Below are 16,707 nucleotides of genomic sequence, written 5' to 3'. Positions count from 1 at the left end.
ACTCAACTTCGAGAGGTTGGCCTTTGTTCCGCCCCGGCCCCGTGTTCGCCGACGGCGAATTTCCGGGCGCGATATAGCGGTCGCGGCTCAGGCTCAGTGACCCGCGAACGCCTCCGCCAGCCACCACGCGCCGCCGTCGCTGGTGATCTTCGCGTCGATCACCAGCGGGCGGCCGCGACCGGTCGCGCGGTACTCGTCGAGCCAGCCGCGTACCCCGGCGAGATCGGCGACCGTGCGCACCGTGATCCCGGTGGCGCCGAATCCCCGGCCGATGGCGGCGATATCGGTTTCCGGGAAGGTCACCGTGGTGTGGTCGGCGGCACCGAAATGATGGACTTCGGCGCCGTAGGCGGAGTCGTTGTACACGATCACCACCAGCGGCAGCTCGGCCCGGACCGCGGTGTCGAGTTCGGCGACGGCCATCAGGAAACCACCGTCGCCGGCACCCAGTACCGGCAGCCGTCCGGGCTGGGCGAAGGCCGCGCCGATGGCGGTGTGCAGGCCCAATCCGATGGATTGGAAGGCCTGGGTGAAACAGAAACCGAACTCGTCGGGCACCTCTAGGTGGGTGGCCGGGTAGCCCATGAAATTGCCGGAATCGATGGCGACCACCCGCTCGGACGGCAGCAGCTCGTCGAGTGCGATCGACAGCACCCGCGGATCGATCCGCTCGCCCGTGGAGGAGTCCGCGACGGGTACGTCACGCCAGCGGCCCCCCTCGACGAGCAACGCGGCCACTTCCGGGGTGCGGTAGCCGGTCACCGGCGCGGCGCCGGAGCCGCGGACCCGCGCCAGCACGTCCTCGGCGGTCAGTCCGCAGTCGCCGATCACGCCGAAGTCGACCGGGCGGTGCGCGCCGACGGCGTCGATATCGTCGTCGACCTGCACGACCGTGGCATCGGGGCCGATCAGGCGGCCGTGGCGCATGGTCCACATGTTCAGCGCGCAACCCCAGCCCACGATGAGATCGGCGCCCGCGATGAGATCGGCCACGACCGGTGTCGAGAACCCACCGGAGATACCCAGGCCGAACTCGTTCCCGGCGAAGAGACCGTTGGCCACGGCGGAGGTGGCGACCAGCGCGCCGCATTCCGCGGCAAGTTCGGCGAGGACCGGCCCGGCGCCCCGCGCGCCGCGGCCGGCCACGAATACCGGCCGTTGCGCCGCGTGCAGGGCCTCGGCGAGCCGGGTCACGGATCCGGTGTCGGGTCGCCCGCGCGCCGGGGCGACGGTCGATGCGATCGGTCCGGTCACGGTCGCGGGGGCCGCCGCGACGTCGATGGCGATATTCAGTACCACCGTGCGCCGCAGGGTGACGGCGGTTCGGTAGGCCCGGGTCACATCGGCGACCACGGTCTGCGCCGAATACACGCGGTCGGAGATCGCTCCCACACTGTGGGCCAGGGCGTCCTGATCCACCCGGAAGTTGGACCGCAACGCGGCCGCCGGACTGTCGGCGGCGAGCACGATCATCGGTGTCCGGCTCTTGGCGGCCTCGCCTATTCCGGTGACGGCGTTGGTGAGCCCGCACCCCTGATGCACCGAGACCACGCCGACCCGCCCCGACATCCGTGAGTACGCGTCGGCCATGGTGGCGGCGCCGCCCTCGTGCCGGGTCGCGGTGAACGGGGCCCCGCCCGCCCGCAGCGCGTTGGTCATCACGAAGTTTCCGCTGCCCACGACCCCGAAACAGTGGCCCGCACCGAGGTCTGCCAGCACCCGGCCCACCACGTCGGCGACAGTCGGGCCGTAGACCGCCTGTTCCGCTTCGGCCTTCAGCGGGTCGCTGCGCACTCGGCCGGCCGTCATGCGGCCGCGCCGGTGACGGCCAGTACGCGCGACGGGCTCCCGGTTCCGCCCACGATCGGCAGCGGGCTCACCACCAGCATCGCGCCGGTCGCGGGCAGGCGGCCGAGGTTTCGCAGCGAGGTGAGTCCGTATTTGTCGTTGCCGAGGAAGTAGTGGTGCACCGGGAAGGCGGGGTCGAATCCCCCGGCCAGCCCGGCGTCCACCCCGACCGTTTCCACGCCCAGGCCGGTGATATCGCGTTCGGTGGCCAGCCAGCGGGCACACTCGACCGCCACGCCCGGGGTATGCGAACCGGTGTCGTCGGTATTGAGGAATTCGGCCTCGGACCCGCCGCGCACCTCCCATCCGGTCCGCAGCAGCAGCCACGTCCCGGTGGTGAGGCGGCCGTGCCGGTCCTCCCAGGCCTCGACATCGGCGACCGTGAGCAGATAGTCGGGATCGGCCGCGACCTGCGCGGTGAGGTCGAGTACCGCCGCCGACCCGATGAGTCGGCGCACCGGGATCTGCGAGACATCGTCACCGTCGCGGCCGGTGATCCAGTGCACGGGCGCGTCGAGGTGGGTCCCGATATGTTCGCCGGTGTGGATGTTGTTGTGCCGCCAGAACGGGCCGGGCTCGTTGTAGGCGCTGACCTCCTCGAGACCGAAGTCGATCAGATTGGCGAACGGCGCGGGCAGGCGCAACGCGGGGGTGGCGCTACTCAGCGGGGTGGTGAGATCGACGACCTCGAGCCGGCCGGCGAGAAGGGCGTCGAGGAATTCGGTGAGCACCGGGGCGGGCGGCGGGTTGGTCATATCGGCACCTTATTCCTGAGCGGCGCTCACGGCCGCGGGTAGCGCTGATTGACACCCGGGACGGCCCGGTGACAATGTGATGATCTCCGATTCACAATCCGGCCCGAGGGGGAGCGCGCGATGATCACACTCTCGTCCGGAGTGTTGATCAACTGGGAGGAACTCACCGGTCAGACCAAATTCGTGGTGGATCTGGTCAGTTTCCCCATCTTCAGTGCCGCGGCCGGCTGGCTCACCAACTGGACCGGCGTGCTGATGCTTTTCTGGCCGCTACTGTTCCGGGGTGTCCGGATTCCCGGCCTGGATGTGCTCTACCCCTATCTGCCCCGGCGGGTGCAGGTGCTGCCGACCTTTTCCGAGGACGGTTCCCGTCTCGGTTTCCAGGGTTTCATCCCGGCGCGCGCCGAGAAAATGGCCAGTATCTGTGTCGACAAGGCATTGATGCGGATCGGCAGTCCACGGGATTTCATCCACGAACTGGATCTCGAGGGAATTGCCGATTACGTCGCCGCACTCGCCCAGAAACAGGTGAAGTCGATTGTCGACGAGGTGATGAACCGGGAAAACCCCGATTTGTGGCAGACCTTGCCCCGGGCCATGCGCCAGCTCATCTATCAACGGGTGGAGCGCGAGATGCCGGAGCTGGCCCGCCGGGCGTTCGACCAGCTCGGTGACAACGTGGATCAGCTCATCGACGTCAAGGGTTTCGTGATCCGGTATCTGCAGGACAATCCGCAGATCCTGAAGGATCTGACCACCACCATCGCGGCCCCGGAACTGAAGTTCATGGTCCGGATCGGTCTGCTGGGTGCGCCGTTCGGCCTGCTGCTGGCGCTCTATCTGCATATCCACCAAGACATTCCGGTGTGGGGATGGGTTCCGGCCTGGGTGATCGTGCTGCTGGTCTCGGCGGCGATCGGCGTGGTGGTGAACATCATCGCCATCCGGGTCGTGTTCACCCCCGGCGACCCGCAGCCCCGCTACAAGTACCTGTGGAAACAGGCGCTGCTGGCCAAACGGCAACCGCAGGCGGCGACCGATCTGGCGCATATCCTCGCCTACCAGGTGCTGACGCTGCCGAATCTGTCCGATGAGCTGCTGAACGGCCCCAACGGCGATAAGACCCGGATCCTGCTCGAACAGCTCATCTCCGATGAGATCCACCGTCAGCTCGGCCGGAGCACCTCGATGGTGCGCGCCGCTTTCGGCCGCCGGCAGTTCGACAACCTGAAGGTGGGCGCGGCGGGCGCGGCGGTGGGTCTGGCGCCTTCGCTGGTGGAGGATGCCGAATTCATCCGCGAGCAGGCGGAGACGATCGACGAGTTCGCGGCCCGCAAACTCCAGCAGCTGACCCCTGGTGAATTCATGGAGATGTTCTACGCCTCGGTGGAACAGGACGCCTGGCTGCTGTACCTGCACGGCGCGGCACTCGGACTGGTGGTCGGCGCAACCCACCTGCTGATATTCGGCTGGTAATCCCACGTACGGCCCGGCGTCAGCCGCGCGCGAAGCGACCGGCGGAATACAAGCAAGCGTGCTTGTATTTTTCGGGGGGCGCTGCGATGCTGGCAGAGCACCGGGACCGGTGCGCGACGGAGGAGAGCAACGATGGCCGACCTGAACGCGCTACTGCGCGATCTCGACGCGGAAGGCGCCGAACTGGAAGGTCTCGTCACCGGCCTGCCACCCGGCGACTGGGCCCGGCAGACCCCCGCCGCGGGCTGGACCATCGCCCATCAGATCGGCCACCTCGCCTGGACCGACGAGGTGGCGACGCTGGCCGCCACCGACGCGCGCACCGGCGGGACCGCCTTCACCGATCTGCTGACCGAGGCCGCGCCGCGGGTGGACACCTTCGTCGACGAGGCCGCCACGGAAGCCGCCGGGACCCCGGTACCCGAGCTGCTGAACCGCTGGCGCCGGGCCCGGACCGCACTCACCGAAGCACTGCGCACCGTCCCCGGCGATGCCAAGGTGCCCTGGTTCGGACCGCCCATGCGGCCCGGATCCATGGCTACCGCGCGCCTCATGGAGACCTGGGCCCACGGTCAGGATGTCGCCGATACGCTCGGCGTGCGCCGCGAACCCACCGACCGGTTGCGTGCCGTGGCCCATATCGGGGTGCGGACCCGGGATTTCGCCTATTCCGTCCGCGGCCTGCCCGCGCCCACCGACGAGTTCCGGGTCGAGCTGACCGCGCCGTCCGGAGCGGTGTGGTCGTGGGGCCCGGAAGGTGCGGCGCAGCGGGTCACCGGACCGGCTCTGGATTTCTGCCTGCTCGTCACGCAACGCCGTCACCCGGACGATCTGGCGCTGCGCACCACCGGGCCGGAGGCCGCCGAATGGCTCACTCTCGCGCAGGCCTTCGCCGGACCGCCGGGAAGCGGCCGGAAACCGGGTTCTTTCGCCTGACCCGCCGCGTCGGCGAGGCCGGCGAGCGTCACACCGGATCCGCGACAGCCGGACGTCGTTGGCCGGGTGCCTGCGCACGGCAGTCGAGTACGGCGCTCGCCGGCGGGTGAAAAGTACCCCCGGCCCGATACCCGAAACCTCCGATGAATCCTGTCCACCCGGGCAGATACTCACGAAATGTGACGCTTATCTCGGGTCCGGATGGGTAATCACAGGCAGTCGGCCCTCCACCTGGTCTGATACCGTCACCGGGCTCGTCGGCAGTGCATCACATGTGGTGTCCATCGGCTATCGAATCCGCAACTGCCCGAAATAAAACGGAAAGCTATAGTACTTTTGTCGGGCAGCCATGGAGGGAGGGCCCGTGGGCTTCATCAAATACGCAAGCGATGTGACGGCGCCGATCACCGTTGCCTTCGCTTATGCGGACAATCCCCTGTCCGTTCCGGACTGGCTGGCAGGGGCCCGGCACATCACACCGCACGGCAATGCGGAACGCGGCGATATCGAGCACGGCGTCGGCGCGCGATACGACATCGGCTACCGCTTCGGCCCGTGGCGGCCGACCCTGGTGTGCGAGGTCAGCGAACATCGCCAGGACGCCGTTCTCGGCTACACCTTGAGCGGCCCGCTATCGGCTCGGCTCACCCTGCGTTTCGACCCGCTGGGCCGTGGCAGATCGGTGCTCACCTGCGAGCTCGACTACGCCGACCCCCGCGGCGTCACCGCGATTCTGATCGACCGGCCGCGCGCGGCCCTGCTGCGCTCCGCCCTGCGTCGCACCGAGGCGCGGCTGCGCGCCGCGATCGAAGAGTTCCACGGTACGGACCTTGTCGGCCGCCATGCGTAGGGTACTGCCATGATCATCGTGAGTACCGACGGATCGTGCCTGCGAAATCCCGGTGGAGCCATCGGATGGGCGTGGGTGGACCACGCCGGTGGCACCGAAAGCGGCGGCGCGGCAACGGGTACCAATCAGATCGCCGAACTATGGGCTGTGCTCGAGGCCATCCGGGCCCATCCCGGCCCCGACCCTCTGTTGATCGAGAGCGATTCGCTGTACGCGATCAAATGCGCCTCCGAATGGCTGCCCAACTGGCGCAACAACGGCTGGCGCACCGCCAGCGGCGGCGCGGTGAAGAACCTGGAACTCATCCGGGATATCGATCACGCCATCGCGTCGCGCCCCGGCCCGGTGCGCTTCCGCTGGGTGCGCGGCCATGTCGGCAACTACTTCAACGAGCAGGCCGACGCCTTGGCCGGCGCCGCGGCCCGCAAAGCCGCGGCCACCTCCGGCACCGAACCCACCGGAACCCGTCCGGCCCCACAAACCTCCGCGGCAGCAGGGAAGGCTGCGGAACCGACGGCCACACCGGCCGTCGACTACGCGACAACAGCGCCGCTGCAGCTGTTCTGACCGTTCACACGGCCGGAATGCGCGCGCTGTTGTCGCCGTAGTAGTTTCAGACCGCCCGAATAGCCTCCGGCGGTGGTGGCTCGACCCACCGCCGGAGGCGCCCGGGGTTACACCCCGTCGACCTCGCGCTACTCCCGGAGCAGCATCACGGTGAGCCAGGTCAACCCGATGACGAGCACAACCAAGGCGAGATCGGCGCCGCTCACGACTCCACCACAGGCCATCGGTACCCGCGCGGGTAGACCTGCATCGGGGTCAGGAGTTGGGCGATATCGGTGATCGCGTGACGAACCGAGTCGGCATGCTCGAACGAGGGGACCACGACCGCGGACGCGTTGTGTTCCATCACGACACCGGCCACGATGAGCGCGGATGCCAATGGGCCGGTATCGAGGTAGACCGTCCAGACCAACCGGTACCCGTGCGTCTCCGCGACCCGGTAGACGTCTACCCCATCCCCTTGGACGTCGCTGCGGATCATCGCGACAGCTCGCGGCCGTTCGTCGGTCACTGCATACCCCTTGCGCCCGGCTCTCGGAGAGTGGATTGCACCCGCCGCCGGGGAAGCCGGGTCGACCCGGCGACGGGGCTGCGTCCAGACTGCTGTTCCACAAGGGAACATCCGACGACTCTCGAGGCGTCAATGCGTACATATTCCAGGCGACATTTAGGCGTCCAAGAGCTACCGTCTTGACATGGGAACCACGCCGAACACCGCACTGCGCGCGGCCCGGAACGCCCGCCTGATGAGTCAGGACGATCTCGCGCGTGCCCTCCGCGAGGCCGGTTGCGCCAGCGCAACCAAACGGCTTGTGCAGCGCTGGGAAGCCGGTCGTACGGTGAATCCACGTCCGTCACACGCGAGGGCATTGGAGAAGGTCATGGGACTACCGATCGAGACGCTCGGATTCGGCGCGGTTATGGCCGGCCGTAGCCTCTCCGGCCCGGACGGCAGTCAGCACGTCGAATCAGCCATCGGGAATATCGACCCCGCCCGGCGAACCGCAGCGCCGAGCGGCCGCACCCGCCTGCCCGGCTCGTACGCTGGTGTGTGGTTGTCCCGGTACGAGTACTACTCGAGCGGCCGGGACGCGACATTCACCGCGGCGCACTACGCCGTGGTGCTGCAGCACGACGACCGCCTGACGGTGCGGAGCCTGCCGGGTTCTTCTCCGTCGTCACTCGAGATGGATCTGAGCGTGGACGGGAATGTGTGCACTGGAACGTGGAGTGAGATCACCGCGCCGGGCGGCTACTATCGCGGCGCTCGGTACCACGGCTCGATCCAGCTGCTCATCGAGTTGACCGGTACCCGGATGGCCGGAAAGTGGGTCGGATTCGGTAAGGACTTCGAGGTGAACACCGGACCGTGGGAGCTGGTGTTGCAGGACTCCTCGACCTCGAAAGCGACTGTCGACACCTACAACCGAGCGCCGGACGGTACCTGACCGCGATATTCGGCAGCTGTCGGCGACATGTTGCCGACAGAAAGGTCCTGAAAAGCAGTCTTCCGGCGGTGGTTCGAACCACCGCCGGAAGACGCACAGACTATTCCGGAATCAGTTACCCGGTGCCGGAGCCGGCTGACCGCCTTCGGGGGCGGCGGGTGCCGGACCGCCGGGCGCCGGCGCGCCACCTTCGGCGCCCACACCCTGCAGCATCGCCAGGTCCCACTGGTTGACGATCCAGCGGTCGCCGTCCTTCTCCAGGCCCGCGACCACCGCGATGTCCTGCCGCTTCGGTTCGGGGGTCACCGCGTTGGTCTTCATCAGACCGATATTGACCAGCACCTTGGCGGACTTCTCGTCACCGGACTGGAAACCGCAGGTCGACTCGTCGACCCACGATTTCACCTTCGATTCGGTGAGCAACTGGCGCAGTACATCCCAATTCTGCTCCAGCGACTGCACGACGTCGGCGGTGGCGCCTTCCTTCATGGCGGTCATGAAACCGTCCAGATCGCCCTGATAGTCATAGGTATTCGTGGCCTGCGCGAAATCGCAGGCGGCCTTGGTGGATTCGTTCTGGGCGTTCAGTTCACCCTGGTTCTGCTGATAGGCATGGAAATACACCACTGTCGCGACGACCAGCGCCACCAGCACCACACCCGCCACGAAAGCGGCCACCATCGGCAGCAGTCCGGATTTGTTGTCGGAATCCTGGGCCGCCGCGGTCTCGTTCTTCGCCATAGCTTCGAGTCCTCGCTTCTCGTATGTCTCGCGGCCCGGTTACTGCTGCATCATCGGGGTATCGAAATTGGCCACCAGCCAGGTGCCGTCGATCTTCTGCATATCGACGTTCGCGGCGACCTTGACCCGGCCCGGCTGCTGCTGTGGCTGGGCGCCGGCGGTGGTGAACTGCTGGTCGATCACCAGCACCACGCGAGCGTTGTCGTCCGCACCGCTTTCGTAACCGCACTGCACGTCGGCGGCGGTGGAATTGACCTGGGTCTGGGCGAATCGCGTTTTCAATTCGGGGCCGATCTCGGAGACCAGTTTCTTCCATTCACCGGTGGCTCCCTGGTCCAGCCGGGAAATGTAGTCGTCGGCCTTGTCGCCACTGTAGGTGGCGAAACTGTTTCCGAAATCGCAGGCGGCCTTGGTGGCCGCGGCGCGGTGGTCCAATTCCTCCTGACGGTCGCCGGCCAGGAAGAAGAACACCCCGACCGCGACCACGGCCGCGACCAGCAGCACCGCGAACCCGGCCAGTGCGGGCAGCGGGAACCGGCGGGCCGCTCCTGCCTCGGATTTCTCGTCCTTGGCGTCGGACCCGGACTTTTCCGCGTCGCCGGACTCCGATGCCGTGACGGCGGCGGCATCCTTTTCGGCGGTGCCGGACTTTCCGAGCGAGACGCTGGCGTCGTCCCCCTCGTCCGATTTCGGCGCGGCGGCCTTGTCGACCTTCTCGGTCGCATCGGTGTCGACCTTCTCGGTCGCGTCGGGGTCGGATTTCACGCTGGCGTCGGTGCCGACCTTCTCCGTGGCCTCGGAGCCGGATTGCACGGTGGCGTCGGAATCGGCCTGCACCGTGGCATCGGGGTCCGCGGGCTTCTCGATCTTCTCGGTGGTATCCGCGGAATCCGTGGACTCGGACTTCGCGGTATCACCGCCGGTCGGCGCCTTCTCCGCAGTCTCGCTACCGGAGTCGGTGTGCTCAGCCGCGGCGTCCGCTGGCACACCAGTGCCTTCCGGCTCCAAGGGGTCGGAGACGGGTTTTTCTGTGGACATCTGTACTGATCACACCTTCCCGGCGCGGCTGGAGACGCGCCGTAATCTACCGGTCGGAAAACGACCGCCGGGTGTGGCGGGCATCTCTGCGAGAGTATGCACCGTCGCACCCGGCGCCGGACGACCGGTCTCTTCTACCGCACAGGCGGCAGCGTACGTTCGTTCGGGTCGACCCCCGGCGGGAGTGACGCCCCGTTGTCCGGGATATTGGGCCGCGGCGCGTTGACCGAACCACGGATCTGCTGCCCCGGCGGCGGGTTATCGCAGTAGTTCCACATCGGCAGGGTGCCGTCCTGGACCACCTGCGTCTTCACCGGAGTGGACTGGTACTGGCAGAAGGGCCGGAACCAGATATCCAGAATGGTGTGGAACTCGTTGTCGTGGGCCGGGACCCCGAGCGCCGCGCCGCCCTGTTCGAGCGCGGGGAACAGCGCGGCCAGCGCGGGCGTGCGCAACTGGGCCGCCCGGGTGACCGCGACGAAATTGTTGGTCAGCGCGGTGATCGGATCACTGGTGGTGTCCAGTGTCGCGGTCACGCTGGCGAACTGACCCGGCGCCTGATCCAGGACATTGATCAGCTCGGCATTCGCCTTGTTGAACTGGTCGAACAGTATCTGCGAATTCGCCGTCAGCGTACCCAGGTCCGGCTGGGCCTGGGAGGTGGTCGACGCGATGGTCCGCAGGTTGGCGATCAGATTCGTGGTCTGCGGCAGCAGCGACTCCAGGCCCGCGGAGACCAGGCTGACGCCTTCGATCAGCGAACGCAGCTGGTCGGGCCCACCGCTGAGCGCGGTATCGAGCTCGTTCAGGATCACCGCGAAATGCTCCGGATTCACCTGGGCGATGAGATCGCTGGAGTTCTCCAGCACCGATGACACCGGCACCGGGGTGCTCACCCGCTCCGGATCGAAGGTGATCTCCGAGCCGTCGGTCAGGAACGGACCCTGATCGGCGGCGGGCCGGAAGTCGATGTACTGCTCACCCGCACCGGAAAGCGCCTGCACGGCGACCTTGGTGTCCACCGGAATGTCGTAGCGCGAATCGATCTCGGCCTCGGCCTGGATGCCCGCGCCGTCGCCGACCAGCTCGAGTGAACTGACCTCGCCCACCCGGTACCCGCGCAGCGTCACATCGTTGCCGGGTTGCAGACCGCCGGAGCGGTCCAGATTCACCACGACCGTGTAGGTGCTGCGCAGCGGATTCACCCGCATGACGTTGACCAGCAGATAGGTTCCGCCGATCAGTAACGCCAGGACCAGGCCGATATTGGACAGCAGGATCTTGTGTTTGAACATCACTGGCCTCCCACCCGGTACTGCACGACCTGGAGGATCTGGATGAGGCTGCCCGCGAAGTCCTGGAGATCACGCACATCGTAGAAATGGCTGGTCCCGGGCGCGGTGAGCATGGCGATATCGAGGTTGGTGACATTGACCTGGGCTGCCAGGCTGCTGCCGCGGAAGGTGGCGTCCACCGGATCCCGCAGTTCGTGCAGGACATCCATCAGCGCACCGAAGTTGTCGCCGGTGGCCGCCAGCGCCGCCATCAGGTTGTTCAGATTGTCGAGGGTGCCGGCCAGATCGCCGCCGGTGGTCTTGGCGAAATCGCCGAGCGCGTTGCTCGTGGTGGCGATTTTGCCGAGCAGATCGCCCAGCGCCCGGTTGTTCTCGGCGACCGCGCCGATCATATCCGGGAGCGTATCGGCGACCTGGCCGAGTTCGGCCCGGCGGCTGTCGAGAGTGCCCGCGAGCGTACTGAACTCACCGAGCACACTGTCGATCCTGGCCGAGTTGGCGTTGATGCTGGACACCACGCCGGTGATCTCGTTGACCAGGTGCACCACCTGATCGCTACGGCCGCCGACGATCGAATCCAGTTCCGTGCCCAGCCGGGTCAGATGGGCGATACCGCCGCCGTTGAACATCAGCGATACCGACAGCAGCAGCTCTTCCACCGTGGCACCGGCGGAAGTCTGCTCGATGGGCAGCGTATCGCCGCTCTCGAGGAGTTGGGTCCCCTGTTCGGCGGGCGGTTTGGAGACTGCCACGAAGACATCGCCGAGCGGGGTCGCCTGCCGTAGTTCCGCGGTGGTGCCGACCGGCAGCTCGATATCCTTGCGGATCTCCATATCGACGATGGCCTGGAAGTTCTTGGTCTCGATATTGGTGACCACACCGACATCGGAACCGCCGACCTTCACCTTGGCCTGGTCGGGCAGGTTCAGCGCGTTCTCGAATACCGCCTGCAGTGTGAAGGTCTCACCGCCGGTGCCGGGTTTCGGCAGCGGGATGTCCTCCACGTTCAGACCGCAACCGGATGCCAGCAGCACGGTCCCGGCCGCCGCCAGCGCGGCGACGGTGCGGCGGGCCCGTCGGATCGTTCGCATCATTTCGTCAGTCCCAGCAGTGCGGCGGTGAGTCCGAAGTCGGGTCCGAAATCTTCGGGCCGGCCGGTACGGCAGCCGTCGGACTTCATCTGTATCCGTTCGCAGAAGAGGCTGACGATCTCGCCACCCGCGAGGTTGGTACCGATCAGCGCGTGCAGCCGGACATAGCCCTGCTCGTAGTTCATCGACCGGTGGATGTTCTGCAGCAGCATCGGCGCCACATCGACGACCTCGGTCACGCCACGCGAGTTCTGCCGCAGCTGATCGATCACCGTGTTCATCCGGGTCAGCGTGTCCACCAGCTGGTCCTGGTGGGCGGCGAAGATGGAACTGGTGTTGTTCAGGAAGTCGTACAGCTGCTGGAGTGTGCCCTGCAGACCGGGCGCCTGCTCGGCCAGCATGGTGGTCATCTGGGTGGCGTAATTGCTGAAATCGCGCACCGATTGGTCGTTCTCGGCCAGCATCGTGGTGAGCTCGTTGAGCTTGATGATGATGTTGGAGATGGCGTCCTTGTTGTCGACGCCGACCTTCAGCGCGCTGGAGAGCGCGTTGAGGGTGTCGCGCATCTTCTCACCCTGGCCGTTGAGCATCGGGTAGAGCACACGGCCCGACAGCGGCCCGACACCCTCCTGACCCTCCTGCGGTTTGAGCGCGTCGGCGAACTTGTCGATGGTCTTGAGCATCGTGTCCAGTTCCACCGGGACATCGGTGCGCTCCAGCGGCAGGTGATCGCCGTTTTCGAGCATATCGCCCTCGACGTAACGCGGGGTCATCTCGATATGGCGGTCGGTCACGATCGACGGCGACACCACCACGGCCATCGCGCTCTTCGGGATCTCCACGTCACCGTCGATGGTCATATGGACCTCGATCAGATCCCCGTGCGGCACGATCTTGTCGACCTTGCCCACCTGGAGCCCGAGCACGGTGATCGGGTTGCCCTCGTACATGCCGGCGATGTTCTCGAAATCGGCGGTGATCTTCATATCGCCGCCGATCACGTTGCTCACCGTCGAGCAACTGCCGATCGCCAGCGCCGACGCGCCGACCACGAGCGCCTTGGCCGCTTTCTTCGCGAGACCGATCTTCTTCGGATTCATCCCTGGCACCCCTCGGCGACTTGGGCGAAGCACAACCAGTTGTCCGGGAAAAGCCACGGGATACCGACCTCGGCGTAGTTGCCGTTACCCCAGGCGTTGGCCAGGTAGCGCACCGACGGCGGCATGATGGAAAGCAGCCGGTCCAGGTTGTCCTTGTTCTTCTGCAGACCCGCGGCCATGGTGTTGAGCTGGTCGAGGGTATTGCCGAACTGGTTGTTGTTCTGCGCGCCGATCGCCTGCAACTGGGCGGTCAGCGTAGCGGTGTTGTCGAGCAGGGTCCGCAGCAACTGCTGGCGTTCCACCACCCGCGAGGCGATGGCCTCACCCTGGGTGATGATCAGCAGCGCGCTGTTGCGGTTGTCGGCCAGGATGGTGGTCACCCGGTCGAGGTCCTTGAGCAGCTGCTCCACATCGCCCTTGCGGCTGTCGATCACCTTCGCGAGCGCACCGATACTGTCCAGCGACTGCACCACCAGCTCCGGGGAGCCCTGCAGCTGCTCATTGAACAGGTTCAGCGATTCCGAGAGCTTGCCCGGATCCAGATCCTGGAATTCCGGCGTGCCCTTGTCGATCACATCGGCGAGATCGTAGGGAACTGCGGTGTTGGTCTTCGGGATCCGATCGTCGGGCAGGCCGGAGCCGTCGCCGGGATCCAGATCGACGAAGCGGGCACCGAGCAGGGTCGCCATCTTGATGGACGCCCGGGCGTCCGGCCCGAGCTTCACATCATTTTTGACCTGCAGAGTCAGCAGAACATGGTCACCCTCGAGTTCGGCTCCCGAGACCCGGCCGACCGGCACACCGGCCACATCGACCTTATCGCCGATCGAGATACCCGCGGACTGCACGAACTCGGCCTTGATCGACTGTTCGCCGATACCGAGGGTGCGGAATCCGCTCGAGGCCAGCACCAGGATGGCCACCACGATGACCCCGATGATGCCGAGGCCGAAATAACGATTGTTGTTGAACCAGGTTTTGAATTTGGTCATGGCCGGCACACCGCCGATTGGGAATTGCCGCCGATCTGCGAGAACAGTCCGCGGGGGAACAGGACACCGTAGAGCGAGACATCCAGCCGGCAGATGTACGCGTTCGCGTATGCGCCTTCGGAGGTGAATCGTCCCGCGTCGGCGAGGATTGCGGGTAGGTCGATGGCGGCCTGATCCAGTTTCGCGCCGTTCGCCAGGAACAGCGTCAAAGCGTCACGTGTCGAATTCTGCACCGCCTCCAGCTTCGGCTGGATATTGCCGACCATTCCGACGAGTGCGGTGGTGGCGTCGGCGATCTGCTCGGTCGAACCGAGCAGCGACTGCCCCTGTTCGTACAGGCCGCCGATCAACGCCCTGGTCTGGGTAATCAGCGTCTCCAATTCGTCCCCTCGTTTGGCCAGGCCGGCCATCACACCACTGAGGTTGGTGATCACATCGCTGAGGATGGCGTCCCGGCGCTGGAAATCGGTCGCCATGGTCGCCGCCTGAGTGATGAACGAGCTCAGCGAAACCCGGTCACCCTGCAGCGCGAGGATGAAGGTCTCGGAGAGCCGGTTCACCTGTTCGGGTTCGAGCACCTCGAACAGCGGCTGGAACCCGTTGAGCAGCGCCGAGATATCGAACGACGGCTCGGTGCGGTCGACGGGGATGGTCGCGTCCGCCGGCAGCTGCGAGGAATCCCCGCCGGAACCGGGGGCCAGCGCCACATAGCGCTGACCGATCAGGTTCTGGTACCGGACCAGCGCCTTGGTATTGCCGAAGAGCGTCTGATCGTCCTGGACGATGAAGCTGATCTTGGCGTTGTGGTCGTCGGTGATCTCGATCTTCTCGACCTTGCCGACGCGGACGCCCGCCATCCGGACATCGTCGCCCTCGCGCAGGCCGAGCACATCGGTGAACACCGCGGAATAGGTCTTCGTCCCGCCGTCGACCGTACGGGCCAGCGTATTCCAGACCAGGACGGTGACCAGCACCGAAACGATCGCGAACAGGCCGAACCCGATCAGCGGTTTGCGTACCCCCTTCACGCGGCGGCCTCCTCGGTCACTCGCAGGGTTCCGCCTTCCATGATGGAACTCAACATCAGGTACTCCACGGACGACGGCTTGCGGCCGAGCAGTGTCTCCACCGCCGCGTCGCCCTCGTAGGTGATCGGCCGGGCCGCCGGAGCGGCACCGTTCCCACTGTCCGCCGCCGGCGCGGGGGCACCCGGGTCGGCCGGCGGGTTCTGCGGCTGTTCACCGGGCTGCGCGGCCGGCGCGGGCGCCGGTGCTCCGGGCAGACCCGGCAGTTGCGGAAGCCCCTGCGGGAAGAGACCTTCCAGCGGCGTTCCGGCGAACGGGTTGTTACCGGCCGGCGGCTGGGCCGGCGCGGGAGCACCGGTCTCCGTGGTGATGCCCGGGATCTGCGGCAGACCCGGGATCGGCGGTACCGGCGGCAGACCGTCGGCACCCGACAGCCGGCGCGGCTGCATCTGCTCGGGCAGGTAACCGGGGTCGGCCACGGCGGGCGCGGTAGCGCAGCTCGGGCCGGCCAGCTCACCGTAGCGCGGGCAGTCCGCCACGGTATTGGGGTTGAACGGGGTGAAGCTGACACCGGCGTTCCAGACCATCTGCCGCTGCGGACCCCAGGTGAACACCGTGCTCAGCTTGCGCGCCGAGGTGTTCAGATTGCTGATCGCATTGGTGATCGACGCCGGGTTGGAGGCCAGTGCGCCGAAGGTCTGGTTCATCCCCACGGTCAGCTCTTTGCCGAGGTTGGGATTACGGGCGAACAAGTCGTTCACCTGATCCACCGTGCCGCTGGCGCCGCTGATCAGATCGACCAGCTGCTGACGCCGATCGGCGATCGTGCTCGCGGTCTGCACCGAGGTGGCCAGTACGTCCATCAGTTCCGGCGCCGACTCGTTGAGCGCGTGCACCGAGCCCGACATATCGTCGAGGAAGACACCGAGGTCGGGGATCGACTGGTCCACCGAGGTGAGCCAGTTGTCGAGCCGCTCGACGGTCGACCCCGGTACCCGGCCGCTGCCGTCCAGCGCGTAGGACAGTGTGCCCAGCACCCGTCCGAACTGGATCGGGTCGATGGCGTCGAGGATGTTCTGCACCGTGGTCAGGGTGTCCTGCAGCGCGATGGTGCCCTGGCTGCGGTCCTCCTCGATCTCCGAGCCCTCGTCGAGGTGATCCTGGCTGGGCCCGTTGTACACCAGCTCGACCGAGGTGACGGCGAACAGGTTGCTCGGCACCACCCGGGCGGTGACCGTGGCCGGGATGCCGTCGGCGAACTCGGGCTTCAGCTCGATGTTCACCTCCTGCAGCTCGCCCTGGGCGGCCACCGACACGTCCTTCACCGCGCCCACGAGGACACCGCGGAATTTCACATCGGCCTGTTCGGGCAGACCGTCGCCGGTGGTGGTGAGATTCGCGGTGACCTTCACCTTCTCGACGAAATAGCCCTGATACCTGGCCATCAGAAAGCCGAGTATCACTGCGAAGACGACAAGGCCGCAGGTGCCCGCGATGAGCAACTGCTTCATCGTGGGCCCGCGCCCACTCGGATCGATGATCATT

At 66.5% G+C, this 16,707-nt stretch carries 16 protein-coding genes; 5 read left to right on the top strand and 11 right to left on the bottom strand.

Features of this window, described 5'->3' with window-relative positions:
- Positions 1 to 93 precede the first annotated feature (93 nt).
- A complete protein-coding gene (locus tag AB0F41_RS18825; RefSeq protein ID WP_357425406.1) occupies positions 94 to 1,809 on the bottom strand; it encodes a thiamine pyrophosphate-binding protein in 1,716 nt (571 codons plus the stop codon).
- Entirely contained in the window at positions 1,806 to 2,603 is a 798-nt protein-coding gene (locus AB0F41_RS18820; protein ID WP_357425404.1) for a cyclase family protein, read from the bottom strand. Before AB0F41_RS18820 ends, AB0F41_RS18825 begins: the two co-directional genes overlap by 4 nt.
- Positions 2,604 to 2,723: 120 nt before the next feature.
- On the opposite strand from AB0F41_RS18820, the gene AB0F41_RS18815 reads away from it, so the two are divergent.
- The 4 genes from AB0F41_RS18815 (at position 2,724) to AB0F41_RS18800 (ending at position 6,432) form a co-directional block, all read left to right on the top strand.
- A complete protein-coding gene (locus AB0F41_RS18815; protein ID WP_357425402.1) occupies positions 2,724 to 4,079 on the top strand; it encodes a hypothetical protein in 1,356 nt (451 codons plus the stop codon).
- Between the two features lie 132 nt (positions 4,080 to 4,211).
- Positions 4,212 to 5,015 (top strand): TIGR03084 family metal-binding protein, encoded by an 804-nt coding sequence (locus AB0F41_RS18810; RefSeq protein WP_357425400.1) that lies wholly within the window; start codon positions 4,212 to 4,214, stop codon positions 5,013 to 5,015.
- Between the two features lie 364 nt (positions 5,016 to 5,379).
- Positions 5,380 to 5,865 carry an SRPBCC family protein gene (locus tag AB0F41_RS18805; RefSeq protein WP_357425398.1) on the top strand — a complete coding sequence of 162 codons (486 nt, stop codon included), beginning with the start codon at positions 5,380 to 5,382 and terminating at the stop codon, positions 5,863 to 5,865.
- Positions 5,866 to 5,874: 9 nt separating this feature from the next.
- Positions 5,875 to 6,432: a ribonuclease H gene (locus AB0F41_RS18800; RefSeq protein ID WP_357425396.1), complete on the top strand. Its 558-nt coding sequence runs from the start codon at positions 5,875 to 5,877 to the stop codon at positions 6,430 to 6,432.
- Positions 6,433 to 6,634: 202 nt separating this feature from the next.
- On the opposite strand, the gene AB0F41_RS18795 is transcribed toward AB0F41_RS18800, so the two are convergent.
- The gene (locus tag AB0F41_RS18795) at positions 6,635 to 6,943 is read right to left on the bottom strand and encodes a hypothetical protein (RefSeq protein ID WP_357425394.1); all 309 of its coding nucleotides are present in this window, start codon (positions 6,941 to 6,943) and stop codon (positions 6,635 to 6,637) included.
- Between the two features lie 184 nt (positions 6,944 to 7,127).
- On the opposite strand from AB0F41_RS18795, the gene AB0F41_RS18790 reads away from it, so the two are divergent.
- Positions 7,128 to 7,880 carry a helix-turn-helix transcriptional regulator gene (locus AB0F41_RS18790; RefSeq protein WP_357425392.1) on the top strand — a complete coding sequence of 251 codons (753 nt, stop codon included), beginning with the start codon at positions 7,128 to 7,130 and terminating at the stop codon, positions 7,878 to 7,880.
- Between the two features lie 111 nt (positions 7,881 to 7,991).
- On the opposite strand, the gene AB0F41_RS18785 is transcribed toward AB0F41_RS18790, so the two are convergent.
- The 8 genes from AB0F41_RS18785 to AB0F41_RS18750 all read right to left on the bottom strand — a co-directional run bounded on the left by AB0F41_RS18785 (position 7,992) and on the right by AB0F41_RS18750 (position 16,706).
- Positions 7,992 to 8,621: a hypothetical protein gene (locus AB0F41_RS18785; RefSeq protein ID WP_357425390.1), complete on the bottom strand. Its 630-nt coding sequence runs from the start codon at positions 8,619 to 8,621 to the stop codon at positions 7,992 to 7,994.
- A 39-nt stretch (positions 8,622 to 8,660) separates the two neighbouring features.
- Complete coding sequence (locus AB0F41_RS18780) at positions 8,661 to 9,608, bottom strand: hypothetical protein (protein ID WP_357425388.1); 948 nt, start codon at positions 9,606 to 9,608, stop codon at positions 8,661 to 8,663.
- 185 nt (positions 9,609 to 9,793) lie between these two features.
- Positions 9,794 to 10,954 (bottom strand): MlaD family protein, encoded by a 1,161-nt coding sequence (locus AB0F41_RS18775; RefSeq protein ID WP_357425386.1) that lies wholly within the window; start codon positions 10,952 to 10,954, stop codon positions 9,794 to 9,796.
- Positions 10,954 to 12,048, bottom strand: coding sequence for an MCE family protein (locus AB0F41_RS18770; RefSeq protein ID WP_357425384.1), 1,095 nt, complete (start codon positions 12,046 to 12,048; stop codon positions 10,954 to 10,956). Before AB0F41_RS18770 ends, AB0F41_RS18775 begins: the two co-directional genes overlap by 1 nt.
- Positions 12,045 to 13,145: an MCE family protein gene (locus AB0F41_RS18765; protein ID WP_357425382.1), complete on the bottom strand. Its 1,101-nt coding sequence runs from the start codon at positions 13,143 to 13,145 to the stop codon at positions 12,045 to 12,047. Before AB0F41_RS18765 ends, AB0F41_RS18770 begins: the two co-directional genes overlap by 4 nt.
- Positions 13,142 to 14,137: an MCE family protein gene (locus tag AB0F41_RS18760; RefSeq protein ID WP_357425380.1), complete on the bottom strand. Its 996-nt coding sequence runs from the start codon at positions 14,135 to 14,137 to the stop codon at positions 13,142 to 13,144. Before AB0F41_RS18760 ends, AB0F41_RS18765 begins: the two co-directional genes overlap by 4 nt.
- On the bottom strand, positions 14,134 to 15,165 hold the full coding sequence (locus AB0F41_RS18755) for an MCE family protein (RefSeq protein WP_357425378.1): 1,032 nt from the start codon (positions 15,163 to 15,165) through the stop codon (positions 14,134 to 14,136). Before AB0F41_RS18755 ends, AB0F41_RS18760 begins: the two co-directional genes overlap by 4 nt.
- On the bottom strand, positions 15,162 to 16,706 hold the full coding sequence (locus AB0F41_RS18750; protein ID WP_357425376.1) for an MCE family protein: 1,545 nt from the start codon (positions 16,704 to 16,706) through the stop codon (positions 15,162 to 15,164). The genes AB0F41_RS18755 and AB0F41_RS18750 overlap by 4 nt, the downstream gene beginning before the upstream one ends.
- Between the last annotated feature and the right edge of the window lies 1 nt (position 16,707).

This window comes from Nocardia sp. NPDC024068 (assembly GCF_040638875.1).
In the GTDB taxonomy this organism is placed as follows: Bacteria; Actinomycetota; Actinomycetes; order Mycobacteriales; family Mycobacteriaceae; genus Nocardia.
This window is presented reverse-complemented; position numbering and strand designations above follow the sequence as displayed.